The organism is Streptomyces sp. NPDC104814 (assembly GCF_055583185.1).
The window spans coordinates 297,977-320,472 of the sequence record NZ_JBVJOL010000006.1; the positions used below are offsets into that span (position 1 = coordinate 297,977).

A 22,496-nucleotide genomic window follows, 5' to 3' on the forward strand; every position below is an offset into this window, starting at 1 on the left:
AGCACCCTGGAAGCAGATGTTCCGGAGGTGATCGTCATGACCGTGCAGACCACGGTGGGCTGGCACGTGGAGCTGGAGTTCAGCGAGGACGACCAGCACACGCGCGCGGCGGCGCTGGTGCGGCTGCCCGACGGTTCGGAAGTGCGGGCCCACGGCAGCGCCACCCGCCACCGCACGGACTCCCCTCAGCCCCGTGTCGGGGAGGAGATCGCCGGTGCGCGGGCGCTGAACGAGCTGGCCATGCGGCTGCTGACGAAGGCGCACGACGAGATCGACGGCGCGTCGGGCCGCACGTCGCACCCGATCCACGTGTGAGGCGGCAGGCCCTCAGGACAGCGCGGTCCGTACCGCCCGCACCAGCGCCTGTGCCCTCGGGTCCGCCGTCACGCTCTTGCGGAACCCGTTGGTGACGTAGCCGAAGGCGATGCCCGAGGCCGGGTCGGCGAACCCGAGGGCACCCCCGCGGCCGGGGTGGCCGAAGGAGCCGTCGGCGAGCAGCGGCGAGGCGCTGCCGTGCAGCATGTAGCCGAGCCCGAAGCGGGTGTTCACGACGAGCACCCGGTCCGGGCCGGCCGACTGCTCGCCGCGCGCCAGCTCCACGGTGTCCGGCGTGAACAGGCGCCGGCCGCTGTCCACCTCGCCGATCAGCGCGGCGTAGACGCGGGCCAGGCCGTCGGCGGTGGCGACGCCGGTGGAGCCCGGCAGGGCGGCCGCGTGATAGGCGGGGTCGTTCTCGTCGGGCGCGGGGCTGATCGCGCCGAAGGCGCGCAGGGTGAGCGAGGCGGGGTCTGCGTAGGCGTCGGCGACGGCCCGCTTGGGGCGGGTTTTGAGCCCGTTGGTCTCGGGGGCGGCCACGGGGCCGACGCGGCCCACACGCGCCTGCGCGTCCGCCGGCAGCCCCAGCCAGAAGTCCGCGCGCACCGGCTCCGCGATCTCGCGGGCGATCCACTCGCCGATCGTCCGCCCGGTGACGCGCCGCACCAGCTCGCCCGTGATCCAGCTGTAGGTGTGCGCGTGATAGCCGTGGTCGCTGCCCGGCTCCCACACGGGCGCCTGCGCCGCCACCGCAGTCGCCGCCCGGTCCGGGTCGGCGGCCTCGGCCAGGGTCAGCGGGCGGTCCAGGACGGGGACTCCGGCCCGGTGCGCGAGCAGGTGCCGCACCAGGGTGCGCTCCTTGCCGGCCGCCTTGTACTCGGGCCAGTAGGAGCCGACCGGCGCGTCCAGGTCCAGCTCGCCGCGCTGGTGCAGCAGCAGCACCACGGCCGCGGCGACGCCCTTGGTGGCCGAGCGCACGATCTGCGCGGTGCCCCGCTCCCAGGGCTCGGCGCCGTCGACGTCCCGGGTGCCGCCCCACAGGTCGACGACCTTGTGCCCGTCCCGGTAGACGGTCACCGCGGCGCCCTTCTCCCCGAGCGCCGCGAAGTTACGGGCGAACGCCTCCCTGACCGGCTCGAAGCCCTCGGTCACCGCTCCGTGCACGTCCACGTCCGCACATCCCTTTCGATCGCCTGCGACGCAGCGGGTAACACCGCCGGACGGCCTGCGATTCCTTTGCCGTGCTGCCCGGCGAGGATCGTTACATCGATGTTGCCGGGGGCGGCGGCCGTGGCGGTGTGCCTACGCGCCCAGTGACACCGAGCGCGGGTCGAAGCCGAAGGGCAGCTCCAGCCGGTGGGCGCGCATCAGCTCCTCGTCGGCGAGCAGCTCCGCCGTCCTGCCGTCCGCCGCGATCACGCCGTCGCTGAGGATCAGCGAGCGCGGGCACAGCTCCAGGGCGTACGGCAGGTCGTGGGTGACCATCAGCACCGTCACGTCCAGGGAGCGCAGGATGTCGGCCAGCTCGCGGCGGGAGGCGGGGTCGAGATTGGAGGACGGCTCGTCCAGGACGAGGATCTCCGGCTCCATGGCGAGCACGGTCGCCACCGCGACCCGGCGGCGCTGGCCGAAGGACAGATGGTGCGGCGGGCGGTCCTTGAAGGCGAGCATGCCGACCCGCTCCAGCGCCCGGTCCACGCGCTCCTCCAGCGCGGCGCCCTTCAGCCCGGCGGCGGCCGGCCCGAACGCGACGTCCTCGCGGACCGTCGGCATGAACAGCTGGTCGTCCGGGTCCTGGAAGACGATGCCGACCTTGCGCCGGATCTCGGCCATGTTCCGCTTGTCCACGCATCGCCCGGCGACCTTCACGGTGCCGGCGCCGCCGGACAGGATGCCGTTGAGGTGCAGCACGAGGGTGGTCTTGCCGGCGCCGTTCGGCCCGAGCAGCGCGACCCGCTCGCCGTGCGCCAGGGAGAAGTCCACGCCGAACAGGGCCTGGTGCCCGTCGGGGTACGCGAAGGCCAGACCGGCCACATCCAGTGAAGGTGTCACAGGAACCATCCCAGCAGACAGACGAGCAGGGCCGAAGCGGGCAGGGCGAGGGCGTACGACCACTGCGCCCGGGACGCGGTCACCTCGTCGATCACCGGCATGGAACCGGCGTATCCGCGGCTGACCATCGCCAGGTGGACCCGCTCGCCGCGTTCGTAGGAGCGGATGAACAGCGCGCCCGCCGACTTCGCGAGCACGCCCCAGTGCCGCACGCCCTTGGCCTCGAAGCCGCGGGACTCGCGGGCGATGCGCATGCGGCGCATCTCGTCGGTGATGACGTCGCCGTAGCGGATCATGAAGGACGCGATCTGGACCAGCAGCGGCGGCAGCTTCAGGCGCTGCAGGCCCAGCAGCAGCTCGCGCAGCTCGGTCGTGGCGGCCAGCAGGACGGACGCGGCGACGCCGAGGGTGCCCTTGGCGAGGACGTTCCACGCCCCCCACAGGCCGTTGACGCTCAGCGACAGCCCGAGGACGTCGACCCGCTCGCCTTCCGCCACGAACGGCATGAGCACCGCGAACGCGACGAACGGCACCTCGATCAGCAGCCGCTTCAGCAGGAACCCCGCCCCCACGCGGGCGTGGTACGCGACCACGCCGAGCAGGGCGGCGTACAGCGCGAACGCCCACATCGCCTCGCGCGGCGTCGACACGACGACGACCACGAAGGCGAACGCGGCGGCGAGTTTGGTGTGCGGCGGCAGCGCGTGCACCGGCGTGTGCCCGTGCCGGTAGAGCCGGTGCGCGTGCCCGGCGCCCATGTCAGACGTTCTCCACGGTCGTCGACGCCGGCGACACGTCGTCGCTGCGGCGCCGGCGCACGGCCCAGAACACCGCACTGCCCGCGACGACCGTCACACCGACGCCGATCACCCCGGCGAGACCGCCGGACAGCCGGGCGTCGCCGATGTCCTTCACGCCGTAGTCGGCGAGCGGGGAGTCGGAGGAGGAGTGCGGCTTCGCCTTCTTGTCGATGCCCTGGTCGTGGGCGACCTTCTCCAGGCCGTCGGGGCTGGCGGAGGCGTAGAAGCTGACGAAGCCGGCGAGGACGAGGGAGGTGACCAGGCCCGTGATCCACAGCTTGCGCCGCGAGGTGCGCGCCGCGACGGGCACGGCGACCGGCGTCGGGGCGTCCACCAACTCCCCGTTCACCCTGAGCTTCAGCCGCTGCTGGAGTCCTCGCGCCCCGTACACGAGGTCCGGGCGTACGGCGATGACGGCGCCGACGGTCAGCGCGGTGATCGCGGCCTCGCCGATGCCGATGAGGACATGGACGCCGATCATCGCGGTGGCGACCTTGGACAGGGACACGTCGGTGGTGCCGCCGAGGGCGTAGATCGCGGTGAAGGCGACCGCGGCCGCCGGCACCGACAGCAGCGCGGCGGCGAAGGCGGCGACGGTGACCGAACGGCGCCTGCGGGGCAGCACCTTCACCAGGCCGCGGAAGACGGCGTAGGCGACGACGGTCGTGACGATCGCCATGTCGGTGATGTTCACGCCGAGCGCGGTCAGGCCGCCGTCGGCGAAGAGGATGCCCTGCATGAGCAGGACCACGGACACGCACAGCACGCCGGTGTAGGGGCCGACGAGGATGGCGGCGAGCCCTCCGCCCAGCAGGTGGCCGCTGGTGCCGGCCGCCACGGGGAAGTTCAGCATCTGCACCGCGAAGATGAACGCGGCGACCAGGCCGGCCAGCGGCGCGGTGCGTTCGTCCAGCTCACGGCGGGCGCCGCGCAGGCTCACGGCTATCGCGCCGGCGGCGACGACGCCGGTCGCGGCGGAGACCGGGGCGTTGATGAATCCGTCAGGTACGTGCACCGTTCGATGATAGTGGCTTAATGCGAACTACTTGCAAGAGCGAGTCGCTGGTCACGTCGGATGTGAGATGGCGCTCAACAGGGCGTGAGCCGCCTCATGTGGGACATTGGTAAGGGAAGCGGATTTACAGCTTTCATATAGGTCACTGAGGGTAAGGGGCCGTTCGATGTCTGTAGTCGAGCAGTACGCGCGAGCCCACATCGTCACGGACGCGGACGCCGAGGACGAGGACACGGCGATACCCGTCGTCCTGCGCTACGACCCCGAGGCCGACCCGCGCTCGGTGCGCGTCGGCCTGCCCGGCACCGACGAGTGGACGTTCTCCCGCACCCTGCTGGAACAGGGGCTGCGCGCCCCGACCGGCACCGGTGAGGTCCGGGTGTGGCCGTGCGGGCGCGTCGGCGCCGTCGTGGAGTTCCACTCCGCCCAGGGCGTCTCCGTCGTCCAGTTCGAGACGAAGACGCTGCTCCGCTTCCTGCGGCGCACCTACCTGGCCGCCGTCTGACTCACGCTCGGCCGGGCGCTCAGCCCGTCTTTGAGTGGCGCCGCCACGATCGGTCCGGCGCTCAGCCCATCTTCAGCAGCGCCGCCACGATCGGTCCGGCCGTGTCGCCGCCGTGGCCGCCCGCCTGCACCACACCGGCCGCAGCGAGATCGCCCCGGTACGCCGTGAACCAGCCGTTCGGCTTGTCCTGGCCGTCGACCTCCGCCGAACCCGTCTTCGCGCCGAAGTCCGGGCCGAGCCCGGACATCGCCTCGGCCGCCGTACCGGCCGCCGCCGTGTACCGCATCAGCTCCCGGACCTGCGCCAGCGTCGAGGGCGACAGCGTGCGCGAGGCGTGCGCGAGGCTGCGGCCGTCCACGTCGGGGGAGACGAGATAGGGCTGGTGGAAGGAGCCGGACCGCACGGTCGCCGCGACCGACGCCATGTTCAGCGGGTTCATCCGCACCCCGCCCTGCCCGATCAGCGACGCCGCCTTCTGCGCCGCCGACTGCACGGGCACTCTGCCGTCGAAGGACGGCACCCCGAGCGACCAGTTGTCCATCGACAGGCCGAACACCTGCTGGGCCTGCTTGGTCAGGTCGTCGTCGCCCAGCTTGCCGGCCTGGCTGATGAAGGCCGTGTTGCAGGAACGGGCGAAGCTCGCCTTGAACGTGCCGTTCTTGATCTCGAACTCGTCGTCGTTCTGGAACTTCCAGCCGCCGTAGGAGAAGTACTTCGGGCACGGGTGGGGCTTGTCCACGGAGGCCAGGCCCTTGTCGATCAGCAGCGACGACGTGATGATCTTCATGGTGGAGCCCGGCGCGAGCGAGCCCTGCAGCGCGGTGTCGAACCCGTGGCCGTTGTTGGCGACGGCGAGGATCTCACCGGTCGAGGGGCGCAGCACGACCACCGAGGCCCGTGCCCGCTTGGCCACCTGCTGCTCGGCCGCCGCCTGCAGCCGGGGGCTGAGCGTGGTCTTCACCGTGCCCGGTGTGCCCTTGCTCAGCTCCACCAGCGTCCTGTCGGAGAGCTTCTTCGCCTTCGACTCCTTGCCGCGCACCACCCGCAGCTCGATGCCCGCCCTGCCGCCGGCCTTCTTGCCGTACTTCTCGCGCAGCCCGTCCAGGACCGAGCCCAGCGAGGGGTACTTCGCCGTGGTGATCTCGCCGCCCGCGCGGTCCAGCGCCTTCACCGGCGGCGTGCCCGACTCGCCGGTCACCAGCGTGTCGCCGTCCGCCAGGTCCGGGTGGACGACGGAGGCGTGCCAGTCGACGTACGGCTTGCCGTCCGCGGCCCGGCGCACCACGGTGAGCGCGCTGCTGTAGGTGAGCGGCCTGCTGACGCCGTGGTAGGCCAGGGTGCCCTTGACGGTGTACGGCACCTTGGCGCCCTGCGGCACGCCCGGGGTGATGGTGACGCCCTGGATGCGGGCGTCCTTGGCGTAGCCGGTCAGCAGGGCGGTCGCGGCCGGGGCGTCGGAGGTGGCGGCCGCGGCCTGGGGCAGCCGGCCCTGCTGCCAGGACGTCAGGAAGGTCCGGGCGGTGGTGGTGACCTCGGCCGCGGACAGCGGGCCCGTCCTGACGGCCTTCTTGTGGGCCGCGGCCTGCGCCGCCGTGTTGTCCTCGGCCGCCGCGCCGCCCCCGTACAGCGCGTACGCGCCGATGCCGGCGCCGCCGACGACCACGGCGATCATCCCGCCGACCACCGCGGGCCCGGTCCTCCGTCGCTCGGCGACGCGTCGTCTCTTGCCCACTGCTCCCTGTTCCTCCGCGCGTTCCCCAGGACGCCTCCAGGCCCCTGGTCCCACTGCCCTCGTCGCCCTCGTTCACCCCAACGACGGCGACCAGCCTAGAGTCCCGTCGCGCGCGGGTGACGTCAGCCGCCCACCCGTAGCACGCTTGCGACAATCGGCCCGGCCGCGTCGCCGCCGTGTCCGCCCTCCTGGGTCATCGCCGCGGCCGCCACATCGCCCCGGTAGCCGGTGAACCAGCTGTTGGACTTCGCCTGCCCGTCGACCTCGGCCGAGCCGGTCTTGGCGCCGATCCTGCCGCTCAGCCCGGACATCGCCTGCGCGGCGGTGCCGCTGGTCGCGGTGCGGTTCATCATGGCGCGCAGCTGGCGGACGGTGTCCGGGGACAGCCCGCGCGCCTGGGCCAGTTCACGGCCGTCCAGGCTCCGCGGCACGATCACCGGCTGACGGAAGGCGCCCGTCATCGCGGTCGCCGTGACCGAGGCCATGTTCAGCGGGCTCATCTGGACCTGGCCCTGGCCGATCAGGCCGGCCGCCTTGTCGGGTCCCTCGACGGCCGGGACGGAGCCGTCGAAGGACGGGATGCCGGTCTGCCAGTTGTCCTGCCCGAGCCCGAAACGCTCGGTGGCCTCCTGGTTCAGCGACTCGTTCGTCAGCTGCTTGACGTACTTGATGAAGGCGGTGTTGCAGGAGCGGGCGAAGCTGTCGGCGAGCGTGGCGTCGGGCTCGGCCTTCATGCCCTTGAGGTTGTGGAAGGTCTGGCCCTCCCACATCACGTCGTCGGGACAGGGCGCCGGACCGTTGGCGCTGGTCAGGCCGTTGTCGATGAGCGTGGCCGCGGTCACGATCTTCATCGTGGAGCCGGGGGCCAGCTTGCCGAGGAAGGCGGCGTTGAAGCCGTCGCCGCGGTGGTTGGCGACGGCCAGCACCTCGCCGGTGCTCGCCTTGACGGCGACCACCGAGGACTCGGCGTAGTCGCGCACCGCCTTCTCGGCGGCGGCCTGCACGCTCGCGCTCAGCGTGGTCGTCAGCTTGCCCGCCGTGCCCTGGGCGAGGGTGAGCAGGGTGGTGTCGGCGGTGCCCGCGTCGGCGTGGTGGATGCTCAGCTCGACGCCTGGGGTGCCGCCCGACCGCTCGCCGTACTTGGCGCGCAGCTCGTCCAGGATCGGGCCGAGCGAGGGGTACTTCTGCGCGGTCAGCACCGTGCCGTGGCGGTCCACCGCCTGGACGGGCGGCGCGGCCGCCTCGCCGGTGACGAGGAGGTCGTCCATGCCGGTGAGCTTCGGATGCACCACGGACGGCTGCCAGTCCACCAGCGCCCGGCCGGTGGTCAGCCCGCGTACGACGGTGAGCCGGCTGCTGTAGTCCAGCGGCTTGCTCCGGCCGCCGAACGACACCGTGGCCTTCACGGTGAACGGCACGGTCGCGCCGCTCGCCGCACCGGGCGTGATCCGCACCCCGGTGATGTGGGCCGCCTGGCCGTAGGAGGCCAGCAGCGGCTCGGCCTTCGCCGCGTTGTTCGTGTACGACGCCGCCTCGGCCGGCTGCCCCTTGGCCCAGGCCGCGAAGAAGTTCCGCGCGGTCTCCCGGACCTCGTCCCCGCTCGGCGGCCCGCTCTTCACCGGCGCGGGCCCGCTCGCCCCGCTCGCGCCGGTGTCGTTGAGCGCCGAGACGAAGTTGTACGCCCCGTAGCCCGCTCCGCCCACCATGGTGGCCAGCACCGCGGTGACGATGCCGGCCTTCACCCCCGTACGCATGACGCGTCCCTCCCCGTGTCTCCCCTCGGAGCCCTCGACCACGCGAATTGAACGTGTTCAAAGACCGTGTCGTCCGCACTGTATGCGGATCACGGGCCCGTCGGCGCGCCTGTTTCCGGAAGTTGTCCGAAGAGAGACGGGAAGCGCTCAGTCAATCCGTGTCATACCCACGTATCCAGCCACATCCGCGACCGCCACTGGTCGATGGGGATCGCCGTGCCCGTGAACAGGGGCCAGAAATAGATGAAGTTCCATGCGATCAGCAGGACCAGGACGCCCGCGCTCGTGGCGCCCGCCACGCGGCGGGTGTCGCTCGCGCCCGCAGAGCCGACGATCGCGCCGAGCAGCATCGCGACCGCCAGGCACAGGAACGGCACGAAGACGACGGCGTAGAAGAGGAAGATCGTGCGCTCCTGGTACAGGAACCACGGCAGGTAGCCGGCCGCGACGCCGCAGGCGATCGCACCCGCCCGCCAGTCACGGCGGAAGAACCAGCGCCACAGCACGTACAGGAGCGCGAAGCAGGCCACCCACCACAGCAGCGGGGTGCCGATCGCCAGCACCTCCCGCGCGCACTTCTCGCCCGCGTCCGCCGGGCAGCCGTCCTTGCCGGGCGCGGGGGACTCGTAGAAGTACGACACCGGGCGGCCGAGGACGATCCAGCTCCAGGGGTTGGACTGGTAGGTGTGCGGCGAGTGCAGGTTGAGGTGGAACTCGTACACCTCGTGCTCGTAGTGCCACAGGCTGCGCCACCAGTCCGGGAACAGCCACGACCAGCTGCTGTGCCTGCCGTCGGTGGTGGCCCAGTTGCGGTAGTAGCCGCCCGTGCCGTCGGTCGGGGAGAGGATCCAGCCGGTCCAGGACGCGAGGTAGGTGACGACCGCCACCGGCACCGTCGCCACGAACGCCAGCCCCAGGTCGTGCTTGAACACGGCCGCGTACGGATGGCGGGCGCCCGCCACCTTGCGGGAGCCGACGTCCCACAGCACCGCCATCACACAGAACGCCGCCAGCACGTACAGGCCGTTCCACTTGGTGCCGATCGCCAGGCCCAGCATCAGACCGGCCAGCCAGCGCCAGGGCCGCCATCCCAGGCCCGTCGTGTCCGCGGTCTGCGCGTGCGGGCGCACCCGGCCGTCGGCGTCCACGGGCAGCGCCGCCGCCAGCCGTTCGCGCGCCCTGTCCCGGTCGACCACCAGGCAGCCGAACGCGGCCAGCACGAAGAACATCAGCACCCCGTCCAGCAGCGAGGTGCGGCTCATCACGAAGTGCAGCCCGTCCACCGCCATCAGCGCGCCGGCCAGGCAGCCGAGGAACGTCGAGCGGAACAGGCGGCGGCCGATCCGGCACAGCATCAGCACGCTCAGCGTGCCGAGCAGGGCCGTCATGAACCGCCAGCCGAACGGGTCGAAACCGAAGATCAGCTCGCCGAGCCCGATGACGTACTTGCCGACCGGCGGATGCACGACATAGGCGGGGTCCGTCGGGATCGGGACGTGCCCGTTCGCCGACAGGATCAGGTCGTTGGCGTTCTTGTCCCAGTTGACCTCGAAGCCGCGGTGGACGAGCGCCCAGGCGTCCTTGGCGTAGTACGTCTCGTCGAATATCACCGCCTTCGGGCTGCCCAGGTTCCAGAACCGGATCACGCCCGCCATCAGCGTCACGAGCAGCGGACCGCCCCAGCCGGACCAGCGGCGGATCCGGTCGGCGAACACCGGCGGCACGCCCAGCACCTGCCACAGCCGCGGGCTCGGCGCGGCGTACGGCGGCACCAGCCGGTCGTGTACGTCGGCGGCGGGCCGTTCCACATGGCCGAAACGGCGCAGCCGCTGCTGCCACGACGGCCGCTGGTCGTGCGGTGCCCGGTCCTGCCGGGTGTCCGTGGAGGACGCGGTACTGGTCACCGCGCCATCGTAGGGAACCGCGCTGTGTGAGTCCCGTGCATGGCCGGGATGCCGCCCCTCGCGGCGCGTCCTGGGAGGATGGGGGGCGTGACTGGAACCCTTGTTTTGGCGGGCACCCCCATCGGCGACATCGCGGACGCCCCTCCCCGGCTCGCCGAGGAACTGGCCGGGGCGGACGTCGTCGCCGCCGAGGACACCCGGCGGCTGCGGCGTCTGACGCAGGCGCTCGGCGTGACCCCCAAGGGGCGCGTGGTGTCGTACTTCGAGGGCAACGAGTCCGCCCGCACGCCGGAGCTGGTCGAGGAACTGGTGGGCGGCGCGCGCGTGCTGCTGGTCACCGACGCGGGCATGCCGTCCGTGTCCGACCCGGGCTACCGGCTGGTCGCCGCCGCCGTCGAGAAGGACATCAAGGTCACGGCCGTTCCGGGCCCGTCCGCCGTGCTGACCGCGCTCGCGCTGTCGGGGCTGCCGGTGGACCGGTTCTGCTTCGAGGGGTTCCTGCCGCGCAAGGCGGGGGAGCGGCTGTCCCGGCTGCGGGAGGTCGCCGAGGAGCGGCGCACGCTCGTGTACTTCGAGGCGCCGCACCGGCTCGACGACACCCTCGCCGCGATGGCCGAGGTGTTCGGTGCCGAGCGGCGCGCGGCCGTGTGCCGGGAGCTGACCAAGACGTACGAGGAGGTCAGGCGCGGTCCGCTCGGCGAGCTGGCGGCGTGGGCGGCCGAGGGCGTGCGCGGTGAGATCACCGTCGTCGTGGAGGGGGCGCCCGAGCGGGGCGCGCAGGAGGTGGGCCCGGAGGAGCTGGTGCGCCGGGTGCGCGTGCGCGAGGAGGCCGGGGAGCGCCGTAAAGAGGCGATCGCTGCGGTCGCGGCCGAGGCCGGGCTGCCGAAGCGGCAGGTGTTCGACGCGGTGGTGGCGGCGAAGAACGCGGGGGGCGCCGGCGGCGGGGCGTGAACCCGTCGCGCAGGGGCGCGTACACCCCCTCTGAGCAGGGCGCATCTCGGCTGAGCGTGCGCCCCATGGCGGGGTAAACGGCCGTCACCGATGGCAAAGCCGAAACGGACCGAACGGGTCACTTTCGGCAAGGAAGCTCCAAATCGGGTCCAACACTCGACAGGACCCGTGCGTTCGCGGTCGCGGAAGCGTCCACTGGATGAAGGGACGCACCCGTCCCTGTCCAGCGGACAACAGGAGCTGGCATGAGCGAGATCACCGGACAGCCCGGGCTGCGCAACGGCGCGACGGCCGTCGTCCACGAGTCGTACTCCTTCGCCTGCATGCGCTGCGGCACCGGCTGGGAGCAGTCGTACGAGATAGAGCACCACACCGACGCGGACGGCAACGCGTTCGTGCTGTACGTCGCCGACGGGCGCGTGGTGCCCTCGCCGCTGCAACGGCCCCGGTGCCAGAACTGCGACAGCCACGTGATCCGCATCATGCGGCCCGGGCGTGTGGCCTCCGTCAGCGGCGCCCACGCCATGCACCGGGTGCCGCCGGCCGGCCCCCTGGAGGTGCCGCAGGTCCCCGCGGCGGTGCATCAGGTCCCCGCGGCGCCCGGTTCCGCAGCGCCCGGTTCCGCAGCGCCGGCCCTCACCGCCGAGCGACGGCAGTGGCACCTGTCCGACCTCCTGCACGCCCTCCACCTCCACCGCAAGGCAAGCTGAGCACCGGTCGGGGGTTGTGGCGGGGGGCGGGCGCTTGGGTCGCCCCCTGGCGGGGGCGAGTGCCTGCGGCGCCCCCGTGCGGTGCGCCGTGACGGCCTCGCCGGAGCAGGCCGCGGGCCCGGAACGCCGCCCCCGCCGGGGGGCCGGGATGGCCTCCCCGGGAGGACGGCGGGGCCGGGGGCGGATCCGACGGTGTGCCGCTTTCGTAGGATCGGGGTATGCCTGCGAATGTCTCCGACCCGGCCGATCCGCGTGACAAGAACGCCGCGCCGCCCCTTCCGGAACCCCTGCGGGTGCCCGTCGCCGACTCCCACACCCACCTCGACATGCAGTCCGGCACCGTCGCCGAGGCGCTCGCCAAGGCTGCCTCCGTGGGTGTGACGCAGGTCGTCCAGGTCGGCTGCGACCTGGCCGGATCGCGCTGGGCGGCCGAGACCGCGGCCGCCCACGACGCCGTGCACGCGACCGTCGCCCTGCACCCCAACGAGGCCCCGCGCATCGTCCACGGCGACCCCGACGGCTGGTCCCGGCAGGGCGCGCGCACCCCCGGCGGTGACGCGGCCCTGGACGAGGCGCTCGCCGAGATCGACCGGCTCGCCGCGCTGCCGCAGGTCAAGGGCGTCGGAGAGACCGGCCTCGACTACTTCCGCACCGGCCCGGAGGGCAAGGCGGCGCAGGAGCGGTCCTTCCGCGCCCACATCGAGATCGCCAAGCGGCACGGCAAGACCCTCGTCATCCACGACCGCGACGCCCACGAGGACGTGCTGCGGGTGCTGAAGGAGGAGGGCGCCCCCGAGCGGACCGTCTTCCACTGCTACTCCGGCGACGCCGAGATGGCGCGGATCTGCGCGAGCGCCGGCTACTACATGTCGTTCGCCGGCAACGTCACCTTCAAGAACGCCCAGAACCTGCGCGACGCCCTCGCCGTCGCCCCGCCGGAGCTGATCCTCGTCGAGACCGACGCGCCGTTCCTCACGCCGGTGCCCTACCGCGGCCGGCCCAACGCGCCCTACCTCGTGCCGGTCACCGTGCGCGCGATGGCCGCCGTACGCGGCACCGACGAGGACACCCTGGCGGCCGCCCTCGGCGCCAACACCGCCCGCGCCTTCGGTTACTGACCACCTGTTCGCCACCCTCGGTAGCCGCGCCGCTTTGGAGAGTGAGCGCGGCTCCGCTAGGTTCTGGGCCCGATGCGGACCCTCGGACCCTGGAGTGGCGGCGTGAACAACTCCCCGTACGCGTACCCGCAGTACTCGCCGTACCGACCGGAGCCGCAGCCGCCGTACCCGCCGCAGGGAGATCCCGTCTTCGACCCCTACACGGCCGAGACCCTGGGATACGGCGAGGTGTACCAGCCCCCGGCGGCGCCCGCGGCCGTCCCCGCCCCGCGAGCGGTGGCGCACCGGCGGGCCCCGCGCCGGCGCAGGGCGCGCTACGCCGAGCGCGCGGACGGCTCCGTGCGCCGCCTGCTGCCGCAGGCCCTCGTCGTCGCGTTCCTGGCCGGCGGGACGACCGCCTTCGTCGCCGAGGACAAGGCCGTGGAGCTGAGCGTCGACGGCGGCCGCCCGCGCACCCTGCACACCTTCGCCGACGACGTGAGCGACCTGCTCGCCCAGGAGGGCATCGAGGTCGGCGCGCACGACGTGGTCGCACCCGGCCGCGGCGCGCACCTGGCGAACGGGGACGAGGTCGCCGTCCGCTACGCCCGCCCCGTACGGCTCACCATCGACGGCCAGCCACGCGAGGTGTGGACGACCGCGCACACCGTCCAGGAGGCGCTGGAACAGCTCGGCGTGCGCGCGGAGGGCGCCTATCTGTCCCTCGCGCGCTCCCAGCCCATCGGACGCGCCGGGCTCGCCGTCGACGTGCGCACCGAACGCGCCGTGACCGTCATGGCGGACGGGCAGGCCCGCACCGTCCGCACCAACGCGGCGACCGTGCGCGAGGCCGTCGAGCAGGCCGGTTTCACCCTGGGCGGCCAGGACACCACCTCCGTCCCGCCGGGCAGCTTCCCGCGCGACGGGCAGACCGTCACCGTGCTGCGGATCAGGGGCACCAAGGAGGTGCGGGAGGAACCGATCCCGTTCCGGGAGCAGCGCACCGACGACCCGTCCCTCTTCCGGGGGACGGAGGTCGTAGAGCAGCAGGGCCGCCCGGGGCTCCGCCGGGTGACGTACACCCTGCGGACCGTCAACGGCGTACGGCTCAAGCCGCGGCGCGAGCAGACCGAGGTGGTGCGCCTGCCGCGCACCCAGATCGTGCGGGTGGGCACCAAGGCGCTGCCGTCCTCCGTGCACGGCGCCGACCACCTTAACTGGCAGTCCCTCGCCGTCTGCGAGTCCGGCGGCCGGCCCGACGCCGTCGACCCGTCGGGGACGTACGGCGGGCTGTACCAGTTCGACACGCACACCTGGCACGCCCTCGGCGGCACCGGCCGCCCGCAGGACGCGCCCGCGGCGGAACAGACGTACCGGGCCAAGAAGCTGTACACCCGCAGCGGCGCGAGCCCCTGGCCGCACTGCGGGGCGCGGCTGCACGGCTAGGCAGAATCCCGGCCGCCTCACGGGCGGACGACGCGACGTTGCGGACACCCCCCGGCGGCCCCGGCCGTCGCGCCCCGTGCGCCCCCGTACCCTTGTCCCGTGAGCAGCCCCACCCCCGACGCCCTGCTGGGCCCCGCCGACATCCGTGAACTCGCGGGCGCCCTCGGCGTCCGCCCCACCAAGCAGCGGGGACAGAACTTCGTCATCGACGCCAACACGGTCCGCCGGATCGTCCGCACCGCCGGCGTGCGCCCCGACGACGTGGTCGTCGAGGTCGGCCCGGGGCTCGGCTCCCTGACCCTGGCGCTGCTGGAGGCCGCCGACCGGGTCACGGCCGTCGAGATCGACGACGTGCTCGCCTCCGCGCTGCCCGCGACGATCGCCGCGCGGATGCCGGAGCGCGCCGATCGGTTCGCGCTGGTGCATTCCGACGCCATGCACGTCACCGAGCTGCCGGGCCCGCCGCCCACCGCGCTGGTCGCTAACCTGCCGTACAACGTGGCCGTGCCGGTCCTGCTGCACATGCTCGACACCTTCCCGAGCATCGAGCGCACCCTCGTCATGGTGCAGGCGGAGGTCGCCGACCGGCTCGCCGCGGGCCCCGGCTCGAAGGTGTACGGCGTGCCGTCCGTGAAGGCCAACTGGTACGCCGAGGTCAAGCGGGCCGGCGCCATCGGCCGCAACGTCTTCTGGCCCGCGCCGAACGTCGACAGCGGGCTGGTGTCCCTGGTGCGGCGCACCGAGCCGATCAAGACGACGGCGTCCAGGCAGGAGGTGTTCGCGGTGGTCGACGCGGCGTTCGCCCAGCGCCGCAAGACGCTGCGCGCGGCGCTGGCCGGCTGGGCGGGGTCCGCGGCGGCCGCCGAGGCGGCGCTGGTCGCGGCGGGTGTCTCGCCGCAGGCGCGCGGGGAGGCGCTGACCGTCGAGGAGTTCGCGCGGATCGCCGAGCACAAGGAGCAGCCCTAAGTGAGCGTCACCGTCCGCGTCCCGGCCAAGGTCAACGTCCAGCTCGCCGTCGGGGCCGCACGCCCGGACGGTTTCCACGACCTGGCCAACGTCTTCCTCGCCGTCGGCCTGTACGACGAGGTCACCGCCACCGGGGCCGACGGGCTGCGGGTGACCTGCGCGGGCCCGGACGCCGGGCAGGTCCCGCTGGACCGCACGAACCTCGCGGCCCGCGCGGCCGAGGCGCTCGCGGCGCGGTACGGCATCGACCCGGCCGTCCATCTGCACATCGCCAAGGACATCCCCGTCGCCGGCGGCATGGCGGGCGGCAGCGCGGACGGCGCGGGCGCCCTGCTGGCCTGCGAGGCGCTGTGGAACACGGGCGCCACCCGTGAGGAGCTGCTGGACATCTGCGCCGAGCTGGGCAGCGACGTGCCGTTCAGCCTGGTCGGCGGGGCGGCGCTGGGCACCGGGCGGGGCGAGAAGCTGGAGCCCCTCGAGGTCGGCGGCACCTTCCACTGGGTGTTCGCGATGGCCGGGCGTGGGTTGTCGACGCCGGCGGTGTTCCGCGAGTTCGACCGGCTGGCCCAGGGCCGGGACATCCCCGTGCCGCAGGCCTCGCCGGCGGTGCTTGAGGCGCTGGCGAAGGGGGACGCGGACGCGCTGGCGGCCGCCGTGTCCAACGACCTTCAGCCGGCCGCGCTGTCCCTCTTCCCGGAGCTGGCGGACACCCTGGCGGCGGGCCGGTCGGCGGGCGCGCTTGCGGCGCTGGTCTCCGGATCGGGCCCCACCACGGCGTTCCTGGTCCCGGACGGGGCGGGCGCCGAGAAGGTCGCGCAGGCGCTGCGGGCGTCGGGCACGTGCCGGAGCGTGCGTGTGGCGTCGGGACCGGCGGACGGGGCGACGGTCATCGACTAGGAGCCGTCCGGTTTAGCCCGTTATCGCTGTTTTTTGCTCTTGACGGCGAGAGTTCCGGTGGGCACAGTAGGGGGCGTATACGACGTAAGCGTACATAGGCCACTGACACGGTCTTCTTACGTCTGTGGGGCTCAAAGCGAGGAGGGCCCGCGATGAGCGCACCAGACATCCCCGTCCCGGCGGCGGGCGGCCGGAAATGGTCGGGCGACGGCCCGGTGAAGCTCTCCATCCTCATGGCGGCGTACAACGAGGAAAGGACCATCGAGGCCGCGGTCGAATCGGTCCTCGCCCGTGAGTATCCGTGCGCGATGGAACTGATCGTCATCGACGACGGCAGCAGCGACCGCACTCCGCTCCTGCTCGCCCGGCACGAAAGCCCGCTGGTGATCACCCACCGGCACCCCCGCAACCTCGGCAAGGGCGCCGCCCTGATCACCGCCGGGAAGCTGGCCACGGGAACGCACATTCTTCCGTTCGACGCCGATCTGGAGTATTCGCCGGACGACATCCCGCGGCTTGTCGAACCCGTCCTCCAAGGGCGCTGCGACGTCGTCTACGGGGCGCGGCTCTTCGGACAGAACACCGTCTACCAGTCGTACCGCTACGCCGTGGGAAACGAGCTGATGACGCTCGTGGCCAATGTGCTCTTCGACGCGCACCTGGCCGACATGCACACCTGCCTCAAACTGATCCCGCTGTCCCTCTTCCGCTCCCTGCACCTGCAGGCGCGCGGCTTCGGACTGGACACGGAGATCACCGCCTGTCTGCTCCGCATCGGCGTCCGCCCCTTCGAGGTGCCGGTGAGCTACTACAGCCGGTCGCACGCCGAGGGCAAGAAGATCAGCTGGCAGGACGCCGTCGACTGCTTCCGCATCCTGGGGAGGGTCCGCTGCATGCGCAGGGAGCGGGTCGGACCCGGCGCCTCGGCCCTGCGGGCGCTGCCGCCCCGGCTCCCCGATCTCACGGCCGAGCACGGCGTCACCGGCCGGTGGGCTGCAGGCCGGCACGACATCCGCAGACCGTCCCAGCGTTGACCGCGGGGACGCGGTGGCCGGCGGCGCTCCGAAGGAGAAAGCAGCATGAGCCCCTTCCTCGACAGCCTCAAGAAGCCGTCGCAGCAGGAAACGGCACCCGCCGCCGAGGCGAGTGACGGACACCGGCGTCGCCGCCGCCTGGTGCTCGTGGTGCTGCTCGTCCTGGTCGTCGTGGTGGGCATCCTCGTGACCCCGGCCGCACGCCGTCAGCTGCGCGAGTCCTTCACCCAGATGCCGGCCTCCTACACGGAGCTGTACTTCACGAGCGCGCCGGCCGTGCGCAATGCCCAGGTCGTCGTTCCGGTGGCTGTTGTCCGCCACGACGACGGCAAGGGGAGCGACCGGCTCCGTGTCTGGCTCGAGTCGTCCACCGGCCGTACCACGGCGTCGTCCACCACCACGCTCCCGAACCGGCCGGACGGCCGGACGGCGACGGTCACACGGCTGCCGCTGCGTGCGGGCGCCCAGGTGGTCCGTGTCGCACTGCTCGGCCACCCCGAATCGCTGCACTTCCGTCTGGGCACCGGCAGCGCCGAGAACACCAAGGGCTCACCATGACCGCCGTCGCTCTCCTGGCGGGGCGGGCGGCAGGGCGCCGCGCGCTTCTTGGCGGCACCGCCCTCGCCGCCCTCATCGAACTCCTGCCCGGCGCTCCCACGGGGCTGCTGACGCTCGCGGGTCTCTGGCTCCTCCTCGGCGCCCCGACGGTGCTCTGGTACAGCATCGCCGGACGCGTCGTGTCGACCCGGGACGGCCGGGCTCTGGTCGCCGTCGGCCTCAGCGTTCTCACCGCCATGGTCGTGGCCCTGCTGGTGAACACCGCCCTGCCGGCCGTCGGCGTGGGGCAGCCGCTCGCCCGCGTGCCCCTCGCACTCGCCTCCACGCTGGCCGTTGCGATCCTCGCTCTCGCCGTGGATCCCCCCGCCGAGCGCCTGGCCGACGTCCTCGCCCGCTGGCGTGAGGCGAGCACCCGGACTCTGCCCCCGGGGCTCGTCACGGTGTCGGCCCTCGGCGCCCTCACCCTCGTCCTGTCCGTCGCCGGCCCGATCCGGCTGAACAACCAGGCGGGTTCCGGCGTCAGCTTCACCGCGATGGTCGCCGTGGCGGCGCTGCTCGGGCTTTTGATGTGGCGGCGCCGGCGCTACGGGGCCCCGGTCATCGCCCTGGGCCTGTACTGCGCAGCGGCGGGACTGCTGCTGCTCACCTCGCTGCGCGGGTGGTACATCACCGGCCACGACATCCAGCACGAGTTCGAGATCTTTCAGTTGACGGCCGCCGCCAACCACTGGGACATCGCCGCCTACCGTGACCAGTACAACGCCTGCATGAGCATCACCCTGCTGCCGACCTCGCTGGCACGGCTCACGGGAATCTCCGGCGTCTACGTGTTCAAGGCCGTCCTGCCGCTGCTCTTCGCCTTCACCCCGGCTCTGGTCTACCGCTCGGTGCGCAACGTCGCCTCGCAGGTCGTCGCGCTGCTGTCGGCGGTCTTCGTCATCATGTTCCCGACCTTCTTCACGGACATGGTGTTCCTGGGCCGCCAGGAGATCGCCTTCCTCCTGCTCGGGTGCGCCATGGTGGTGCTCACCGACACCGGCCGTCCCGTGCCCGCCCGGCGCATCGCGTTCACGGTGCTGGCCCTGGGCATCGTCCTCTCCCACTACTCCACCACCTACATCATCGTGCTCACCCTGGCGCTGGCCCTCGCCACCGACCTTCTGTGGCGGCTGGGCACGCGGCTGCGGAACGGGACACCGCGCGAGGCGGTCAAGCGGGGCTTCGTCACCTGGTGGATCGTCGTCGCCACGGCGGCCGCCGCCGCGCTGTGGGCCGGCCCGGTCTCTCACACGGGCGGGCAACTGGAGACGACGGTCAGCACCACCGTGCACGATCTGCGCAGCGGGCGGGTGTGGAACCGGTCGTCGGACGTCTCGTACAGCCTGATCGGTGGAGCCCGGGTCAGCCCGGCCGAGCGACTCAGTGAGTACGGCGCCTACACCGTGCAGCTGCGGGGGACCCCCGGGGCGGCCGGGAATTACCTACCGTTGAACGTGGTCAACGCCTACCCGGTGTCGGTCGCGCCGGAACCGCTGCAACCGCTCACGCCGGCCGGCCACGCCCTGCAGGACAGCGGTGTCGACGTGGCGGCGGTGAACAGCGGCTTCCGCGCGTTCACCGCCGGGCTGCTGCAGCTGCTGCTGCTCGCCGGTGTCGTGACGACCGTGTGGGGGCGACGCAAGGTGTTCCGCCCGACCCGGGATCAGCTCACGCTGACCGTCGGGGCGGTCATCGTGATCGGCATGCTCACGCTTCTCCCGCAGGCTTCCGTCGACTACGGCGTCCTGCGCGCCTTTCAGCAGGGGCTGATCATTTTCGCCCCGTTCATAGCGGCCGGACTGGTGTGGATCTGCCGGTGGGCCGGGCGGCGGCGGGCGGCTCCGCTCGCGTGCGCGGTGGCGTTGGTGCTCTTCCTCGACCTCGTCGGCGCCCTGCCGAAACTGCTCGGTGGCTATCCGCCGGTGCTGAACCTCGACAATGCCGGCCGGTACTACGACAACTACTACACCCACCCCCAGGAGCGCGCCGCGTTCGAATGGCTGCTGACCCACGACTCGGCACAGCCCGTGAACATCCAGTCGCAGGTCCAGCTGGACCGCGCCCCCTTCAACCGCCTGCAGGTACAGCTCCGCAGCCGCGCGACGGAAAGCATCTACCCCTCGCTGATCAGGAAGGACGCCTACGTATTCCTCGGCTACACGCCGGTTCGCAAGGGGGAGGCCTCGGTCTTCTACCGGGGCGACGGGGTGACCTATCGCTATCCGGCCACGTTCCTGGACGCCATCAAGAACAAGGTCTACAGCAGTGACGGGGCGAAGATCTTCCGCTGATCCGCTCTCCGTCCGACAGCTCGGTACACCGGCACACGGCACCTCAGGAGATCCCCATGACAGCGCGTACCGTCCTGCTCGCGGCGCCGCACACCGACCCGGACGCCGGCCATGTGGAGCACTACGTGTGGCAGCTTGCGCGCTTGCTGCGGTCGCGGCACGGCTGCCGGGTGGTGATCGCGACGACCTCGGCCGACGGCCCGGCGGCCGGGCGGTACGGAAAGTCGGGCGGTGTATCGGTGTACTGCCTCACCGCGCCCCGGACGGCGCTGCGGCAATCACTGCTGTCCGCCTGGCGGCGCGGCCTGCGCCGCGTGATCGAGACCGAGGGGGTCGATCTGGTCAACGCGCACACCCTCGCGTCGGCCCCTCTCTTCGCCGACGCCGTCGCGCGCGCCTCGGGGGACTTGCCGTTCGTGCTGACGCGTCACCCGGGTACAGCAACACCCAGCGGCCGGACGGTGTCCGGCCTGTGGCGCGCGCGTCGTGAACGCGTCGTGCTGGCCCGGACCGCGCGCCGGGCAAGGGAGGTGGTGTGCTCATCGGACCTTGTTGCGGCCGACCTGCCCGATCTCCTCCTGGGCCGCGCGAGCACGATCCGCCCGGGTCTCGATCCGGGATGGTTCACCCCTAGCCCGGTGCCGGACACGTCGTGCATCGTCTTCTCCGCGGCGGGGGAACGGACCGCCGCTCACGAGGGGCTGTCCGACCTGCTGCGGGCGGTCAGTGTGCTGTCCCGCACCGTCCCGGACGCGCATCTGGAGGTGGTGGACTGGGCGCACCCGGGGGACCGGTGCGAGGGGCTGGCCCGGCGGCTGGGCCTGGACGGCCGGGTGACCTTCACCGGGCAGCCAGGGGACGAGGAGCCGGCGGCGGCCTATCGGCGCGGGCGGGCTCTCGCACTGCCCGCGCACTGCTGTTCGCCCGGTGCGCTGGCCGAGGCGATGGCATGTGGACGCCCTGTCGTCGCCGCGTCGTCCGGTGACGCCGCTTCCCTCATCACCCACGGCGACAACGGGCTGCTCGTCGCGCCGGGCGATGTGACGGCGCTGGCCGAAGCGCTCGGTTCGGTGCTGTGCGACGACGTGCTGGCCCGGCGTCTGGGTGCGGCCGCCCGTGCGTGGGCGGTGCGGGAATCGTCGTGGGAGTGTCAGGCGGACCGCACCGTCGAGGTGTTCGACCGAGCCGCGGCCCCCGGCAACCGCACGCCCACGGTGGCCGTCGTCGCTCCCAACTACTTCCCGAAGATCGGCGGCGTCGAGAACTATGCCCGACGCGTCGCCCACGCCGTCGCCGGCGATCCCTCGATGCGGGCCGTCGTCATCACCGCGCACCCGACCCGGCGGCGCACCTCGGTCGGCAGCGACGGCGGTGTGCCGGTGGTCCGCCTCGGAACGTGGGCGCGCCATCTCAACACCCCCGTCAACCCCCTGTGGTTGTGGCAGGTCCCCCGCTGGCTGCGCCGTCTCGACGTGGCACTGGTCAACGCCCACGCCCCCGTCCCCGGGCTGGGGGACCTGGCGGTGGCCGTGTCCGGGCGGCGCCCGGCCGTTCTGACCTACCACGCCGGCACGATGGTCCAAGGGCACAAGGACGTCGATCTGCTGGTCAACGCCTACGAGCGGTACGTCCTGCCCCGGGTGTTCTCGCGGGCCCGGGTGCTCGTCGCCAGTTCACCGGTCTCGTTGGCCCATGGCCGTCCCGGTGCCGTCGAGATCACCCCGGGTGTGGATGTGGAACGCTTCACGCCGGGGCCGCCGGCGTCTACCCGGCCCAGGACCATCGTCTATGTCGGGCGGATGGACCGCGCCTCACCGTGGAAGGGCATCGACGTCCTGCTCAAGGCGTTCGCGGATCTGGCCGACCTGCCGGACGTGCGGCTGCGCCTGGTGGGCGGCGGGGACGCCCTGCCCGAGCACACCGCCCATGCGCGCAGGCTCGGGATCGCCGGTCGGGTGGAGTTCGCCGGCCGGGTCCCCGCCGACACCCTGCTGGAGGCCCTGCAGACCGCTGCTGTCCTCGTGCTGCCCTCGCAGACCGATGCCGAGTCCTTCGGGACCGTGCTGGTCGAGGCGATGGCCTGCGGCACGCCCGTGGTGGGTTCCGACGCGGGAGGCCCGCGGCATGTCATCACGCCGGGCGTGACCGGTCTGCTGTTCCCGCACCACGACCCTGACGCGCTGGCTGCCGCGTGCCGGCGGCTGTTGCTGGACGGGGAGCTGGCCGACCGCTTGGGAGAGGCCGGCCGGCGCTGTGCCGTCGAACGCTATGCCTGGCCCACCCTCACCGAGCGATATCTCCGGCTCTTTCGCTCTTTGCTCCCCGCAGCCCCGGAAAACGAGAAGGGCAGCGGTGCCGGGTACGGCGAGGAGAACGGGCTTGCTTCGGCAGGCCGGACAGTAGGGCGTTGAGGAGTCTTGAGTCATCTCC

19 protein-coding genes are annotated in these 22,496 nt (G+C 72.5%); 12 read left to right on the top strand and 7 right to left on the bottom strand.

Translation table 11 applies throughout. The features are described 5' to 3' along the window. The first annotated feature begins 36 nt into the window (after positions 1-36). The gene (locus tag ACZ64A_RS22025) at positions 37-315 is read left to right on the top strand and encodes a DUF1876 domain-containing protein (RefSeq protein ID WP_469812356.1); all 279 of its coding nucleotides are present in this window, start codon (positions 37-39) and stop codon (positions 313-315) included. A 12-nt stretch (positions 316-327) separates the two neighbouring features. Here ACZ64A_RS22025 and ACZ64A_RS22030 read toward each other — a convergent pair whose 3' ends face one another. From ACZ64A_RS22030 to ACZ64A_RS22045, 4 genes are all read right to left on the bottom strand, one after another. Then, entirely contained in the window at positions 328-1,485 is a 1,158-nt protein-coding gene (locus ACZ64A_RS22030) for a serine hydrolase domain-containing protein (RefSeq protein WP_469812357.1), read from the bottom strand. Between the two features lie 132 nt (positions 1,486-1,617). Then, a complete protein-coding gene (locus ACZ64A_RS22035; protein ID WP_469812359.1) occupies positions 1,618-2,376 on the bottom strand; it encodes an energy-coupling factor ABC transporter ATP-binding protein in 759 nt (252 codons plus the stop codon). Then, on the bottom strand, positions 2,364-3,125 hold the full coding sequence (gene cbiQ / locus ACZ64A_RS22040; RefSeq protein WP_469812361.1) for a cobalt ECF transporter T component CbiQ: 762 nt from the start codon (positions 3,123-3,125) through the stop codon (positions 2,364-2,366). Before cbiQ ends, ACZ64A_RS22035 begins: the two co-directional genes overlap by 13 nt. Before the next feature lies 1 nt (position 3,126). Continuing rightward, positions 3,127-4,182: an energy-coupling factor ABC transporter permease gene (locus ACZ64A_RS22045; RefSeq protein WP_469812363.1), complete on the bottom strand. Its 1,056-nt coding sequence runs from the start codon at positions 4,180-4,182 to the stop codon at positions 3,127-3,129. A 166-nt stretch (positions 4,183-4,348) separates the two neighbouring features. On the opposite strand from ACZ64A_RS22045, the gene ACZ64A_RS22050 reads away from it, so the two are divergent. Then, positions 4,349-4,687 (top strand): SsgA family sporulation/cell division regulator, encoded by a 339-nt coding sequence (locus tag ACZ64A_RS22050; protein WP_469812365.1) that lies wholly within the window; start codon positions 4,349-4,351, stop codon positions 4,685-4,687. Between the two features lie 61 nt (positions 4,688-4,748). Here ACZ64A_RS22050 and ACZ64A_RS22055 read toward each other — a convergent pair whose 3' ends face one another. The 3 genes from ACZ64A_RS22055 to ACZ64A_RS22065 form a co-directional block, all read right to left on the bottom strand. Further along, positions 4,749-6,419 carry a penicillin-binding transpeptidase domain-containing protein gene (locus tag ACZ64A_RS22055; RefSeq protein WP_469812367.1) on the bottom strand — a complete coding sequence of 557 codons (1,671 nt, stop codon included), beginning with the start codon at positions 6,417-6,419 and terminating at the stop codon, positions 4,749-4,751. Between the two features lie 122 nt (positions 6,420-6,541). Then, the gene (locus tag ACZ64A_RS22060; protein ID WP_469812369.1) at positions 6,542-8,173 is read right to left on the bottom strand and encodes a penicillin-binding transpeptidase domain-containing protein; all 1,632 of its coding nucleotides are present in this window, start codon (positions 8,171-8,173) and stop codon (positions 6,542-6,544) included. A gap of 161 nt (positions 8,174-8,334) precedes the next feature. Then, positions 8,335-10,077: a dolichyl-phosphate-mannose--protein mannosyltransferase gene (locus tag ACZ64A_RS22065; RefSeq protein WP_469812370.1), complete on the bottom strand. Its 1,743-nt coding sequence runs from the start codon at positions 10,075-10,077 to the stop codon at positions 8,335-8,337. 87 nt (positions 10,078-10,164) lie between these two features. Here ACZ64A_RS22065 and rsmI point away from each other — a divergent pair, with 87 nt between their 5' ends. From rsmI to ACZ64A_RS22115, 10 genes are all read left to right on the top strand, one after another. Then, positions 10,165-11,028, top strand: a complete 864-nt coding sequence (gene rsmI / locus ACZ64A_RS22070) for a 16S rRNA (cytidine(1402)-2'-O)-methyltransferase (RefSeq protein ID WP_469812372.1) — start codon at positions 10,165-10,167, stop codon at positions 11,026-11,028. A 245-nt stretch (positions 11,029-11,273) separates the two neighbouring features. Beyond that, entirely contained in the window at positions 11,274-11,738 is a 465-nt protein-coding gene (locus ACZ64A_RS22075; RefSeq protein WP_469812374.1) for a hypothetical protein, read from the top strand. A 218-nt stretch (positions 11,739-11,956) separates the two neighbouring features. Then, the gene (locus tag ACZ64A_RS22080; RefSeq protein WP_469812375.1) at positions 11,957-12,856 is read left to right on the top strand and encodes a TatD family hydrolase; all 900 of its coding nucleotides are present in this window, start codon (positions 11,957-11,959) and stop codon (positions 12,854-12,856) included. 102 nt (positions 12,857-12,958) lie between these two features. After that, complete coding sequence (locus tag ACZ64A_RS22085) at positions 12,959-14,281, top strand: ubiquitin-like domain-containing protein (protein ID WP_469812377.1); 1,323 nt, start codon at positions 12,959-12,961, stop codon at positions 14,279-14,281. 99 nt (positions 14,282-14,380) lie between these two features. Then, positions 14,381-15,247: a 16S rRNA (adenine(1518)-N(6)/adenine(1519)-N(6))-dimethyltransferase RsmA gene (gene rsmA / locus ACZ64A_RS22090; RefSeq protein ID WP_469812378.1), complete on the top strand. Its 867-nt coding sequence runs from the start codon at positions 14,381-14,383 to the stop codon at positions 15,245-15,247. Further along, on the top strand, positions 15,248-16,144 hold the full coding sequence (locus tag ACZ64A_RS22095; protein WP_469812380.1) for a 4-(cytidine 5'-diphospho)-2-C-methyl-D-erythritol kinase: 897 nt from the start codon (positions 15,248-15,250) through the stop codon (positions 16,142-16,144). 152 nt (positions 16,145-16,296) lie between these two features. Further along, positions 16,297-17,178, top strand: a complete 882-nt coding sequence (locus ACZ64A_RS22100; RefSeq protein ID WP_469812381.1) for a glycosyltransferase family 2 protein — start codon at positions 16,297-16,299, stop codon at positions 17,176-17,178. Between the two features lie 45 nt (positions 17,179-17,223). Further along, positions 17,224-17,736 carry a hypothetical protein gene (locus ACZ64A_RS22105; RefSeq protein WP_469812382.1) on the top strand — a complete coding sequence of 171 codons (513 nt, stop codon included), beginning with the start codon at positions 17,224-17,226 and terminating at the stop codon, positions 17,734-17,736. Next, complete coding sequence (locus tag ACZ64A_RS22110; RefSeq protein ID WP_469812384.1) at positions 17,733-20,066, top strand: hypothetical protein; 2,334 nt, start codon at positions 17,733-17,735, stop codon at positions 20,064-20,066. The genes ACZ64A_RS22105 and ACZ64A_RS22110 overlap by 4 nt, the downstream gene beginning before the upstream one ends. A 56-nt stretch (positions 20,067-20,122) precedes the next feature. Further along, positions 20,123-22,477, top strand: a complete 2,355-nt coding sequence (locus ACZ64A_RS22115) for a glycosyltransferase family 4 protein (protein WP_469812386.1) — start codon at positions 20,123-20,125, stop codon at positions 22,475-22,477. Positions 22,478-22,496: the final 19 nt, after the last annotated feature.

What these genes read in the sequence shown, in the direction of transcription:
- ACZ64A_RS22025 (WP_469812356.1), top strand. Translation starts at nt 37, where the DNA reads ATGACCGTGCAGACCACGGTGGGCTGGCACGTGGAGCTGGAGTTCAGC.
- ACZ64A_RS22050 (WP_469812365.1), top strand. Translation starts at nt 4,349, where the DNA reads ATGTCTGTAGTCGAGCAGTACGCGCGAGCCCACATCGTCACGGACGCG.
- ACZ64A_RS22080 (WP_469812375.1), top strand. Translation starts at nt 11,957, where the DNA reads ATGCCTGCGAATGTCTCCGACCCGGCCGATCCGCGTGACAAGAACGCC.
- ACZ64A_RS22075 (WP_469812374.1), top strand. Translation starts at nt 11,274, where the DNA reads ATGAGCGAGATCACCGGACAGCCCGGGCTGCGCAACGGCGCGACGGCC.
- ACZ64A_RS22100 (WP_469812381.1), top strand. Translation starts at nt 16,297, where the DNA reads ATGAGCGCACCAGACATCCCCGTCCCGGCGGCGGGCGGCCGGAAATGG.
- cbiQ (WP_469812361.1), bottom strand. Translation starts at nt 3,125, where the DNA reads ATGGGCGCCGGGCACGCGCACCGGCTCTACCGGCACGGGCACACGCCG.
- ACZ64A_RS22060 (WP_469812369.1), bottom strand. Translation starts at nt 8,173, where the DNA reads ATGCGTACGGGGGTGAAGGCCGGCATCGTCACCGCGGTGCTGGCCACC.
- ACZ64A_RS22110 (WP_469812384.1), top strand. Translation starts at nt 17,733, where the DNA reads ATGACCGCCGTCGCTCTCCTGGCGGGGCGGGCGGCAGGGCGCCGCGCG.
- ACZ64A_RS22035 (WP_469812359.1), bottom strand. Translation starts at nt 2,376, where the DNA reads ATGGTTCCTGTGACACCTTCACTGGATGTGGCCGGTCTGGCCTTCGCG.
- ACZ64A_RS22115 (WP_469812386.1), top strand. Translation starts at nt 20,123, where the DNA reads ATGACAGCGCGTACCGTCCTGCTCGCGGCGCCGCACACCGACCCGGAC.
- ACZ64A_RS22105 (WP_469812382.1), top strand. Translation starts at nt 17,224, where the DNA reads ATGAGCCCCTTCCTCGACAGCCTCAAGAAGCCGTCGCAGCAGGAAACG.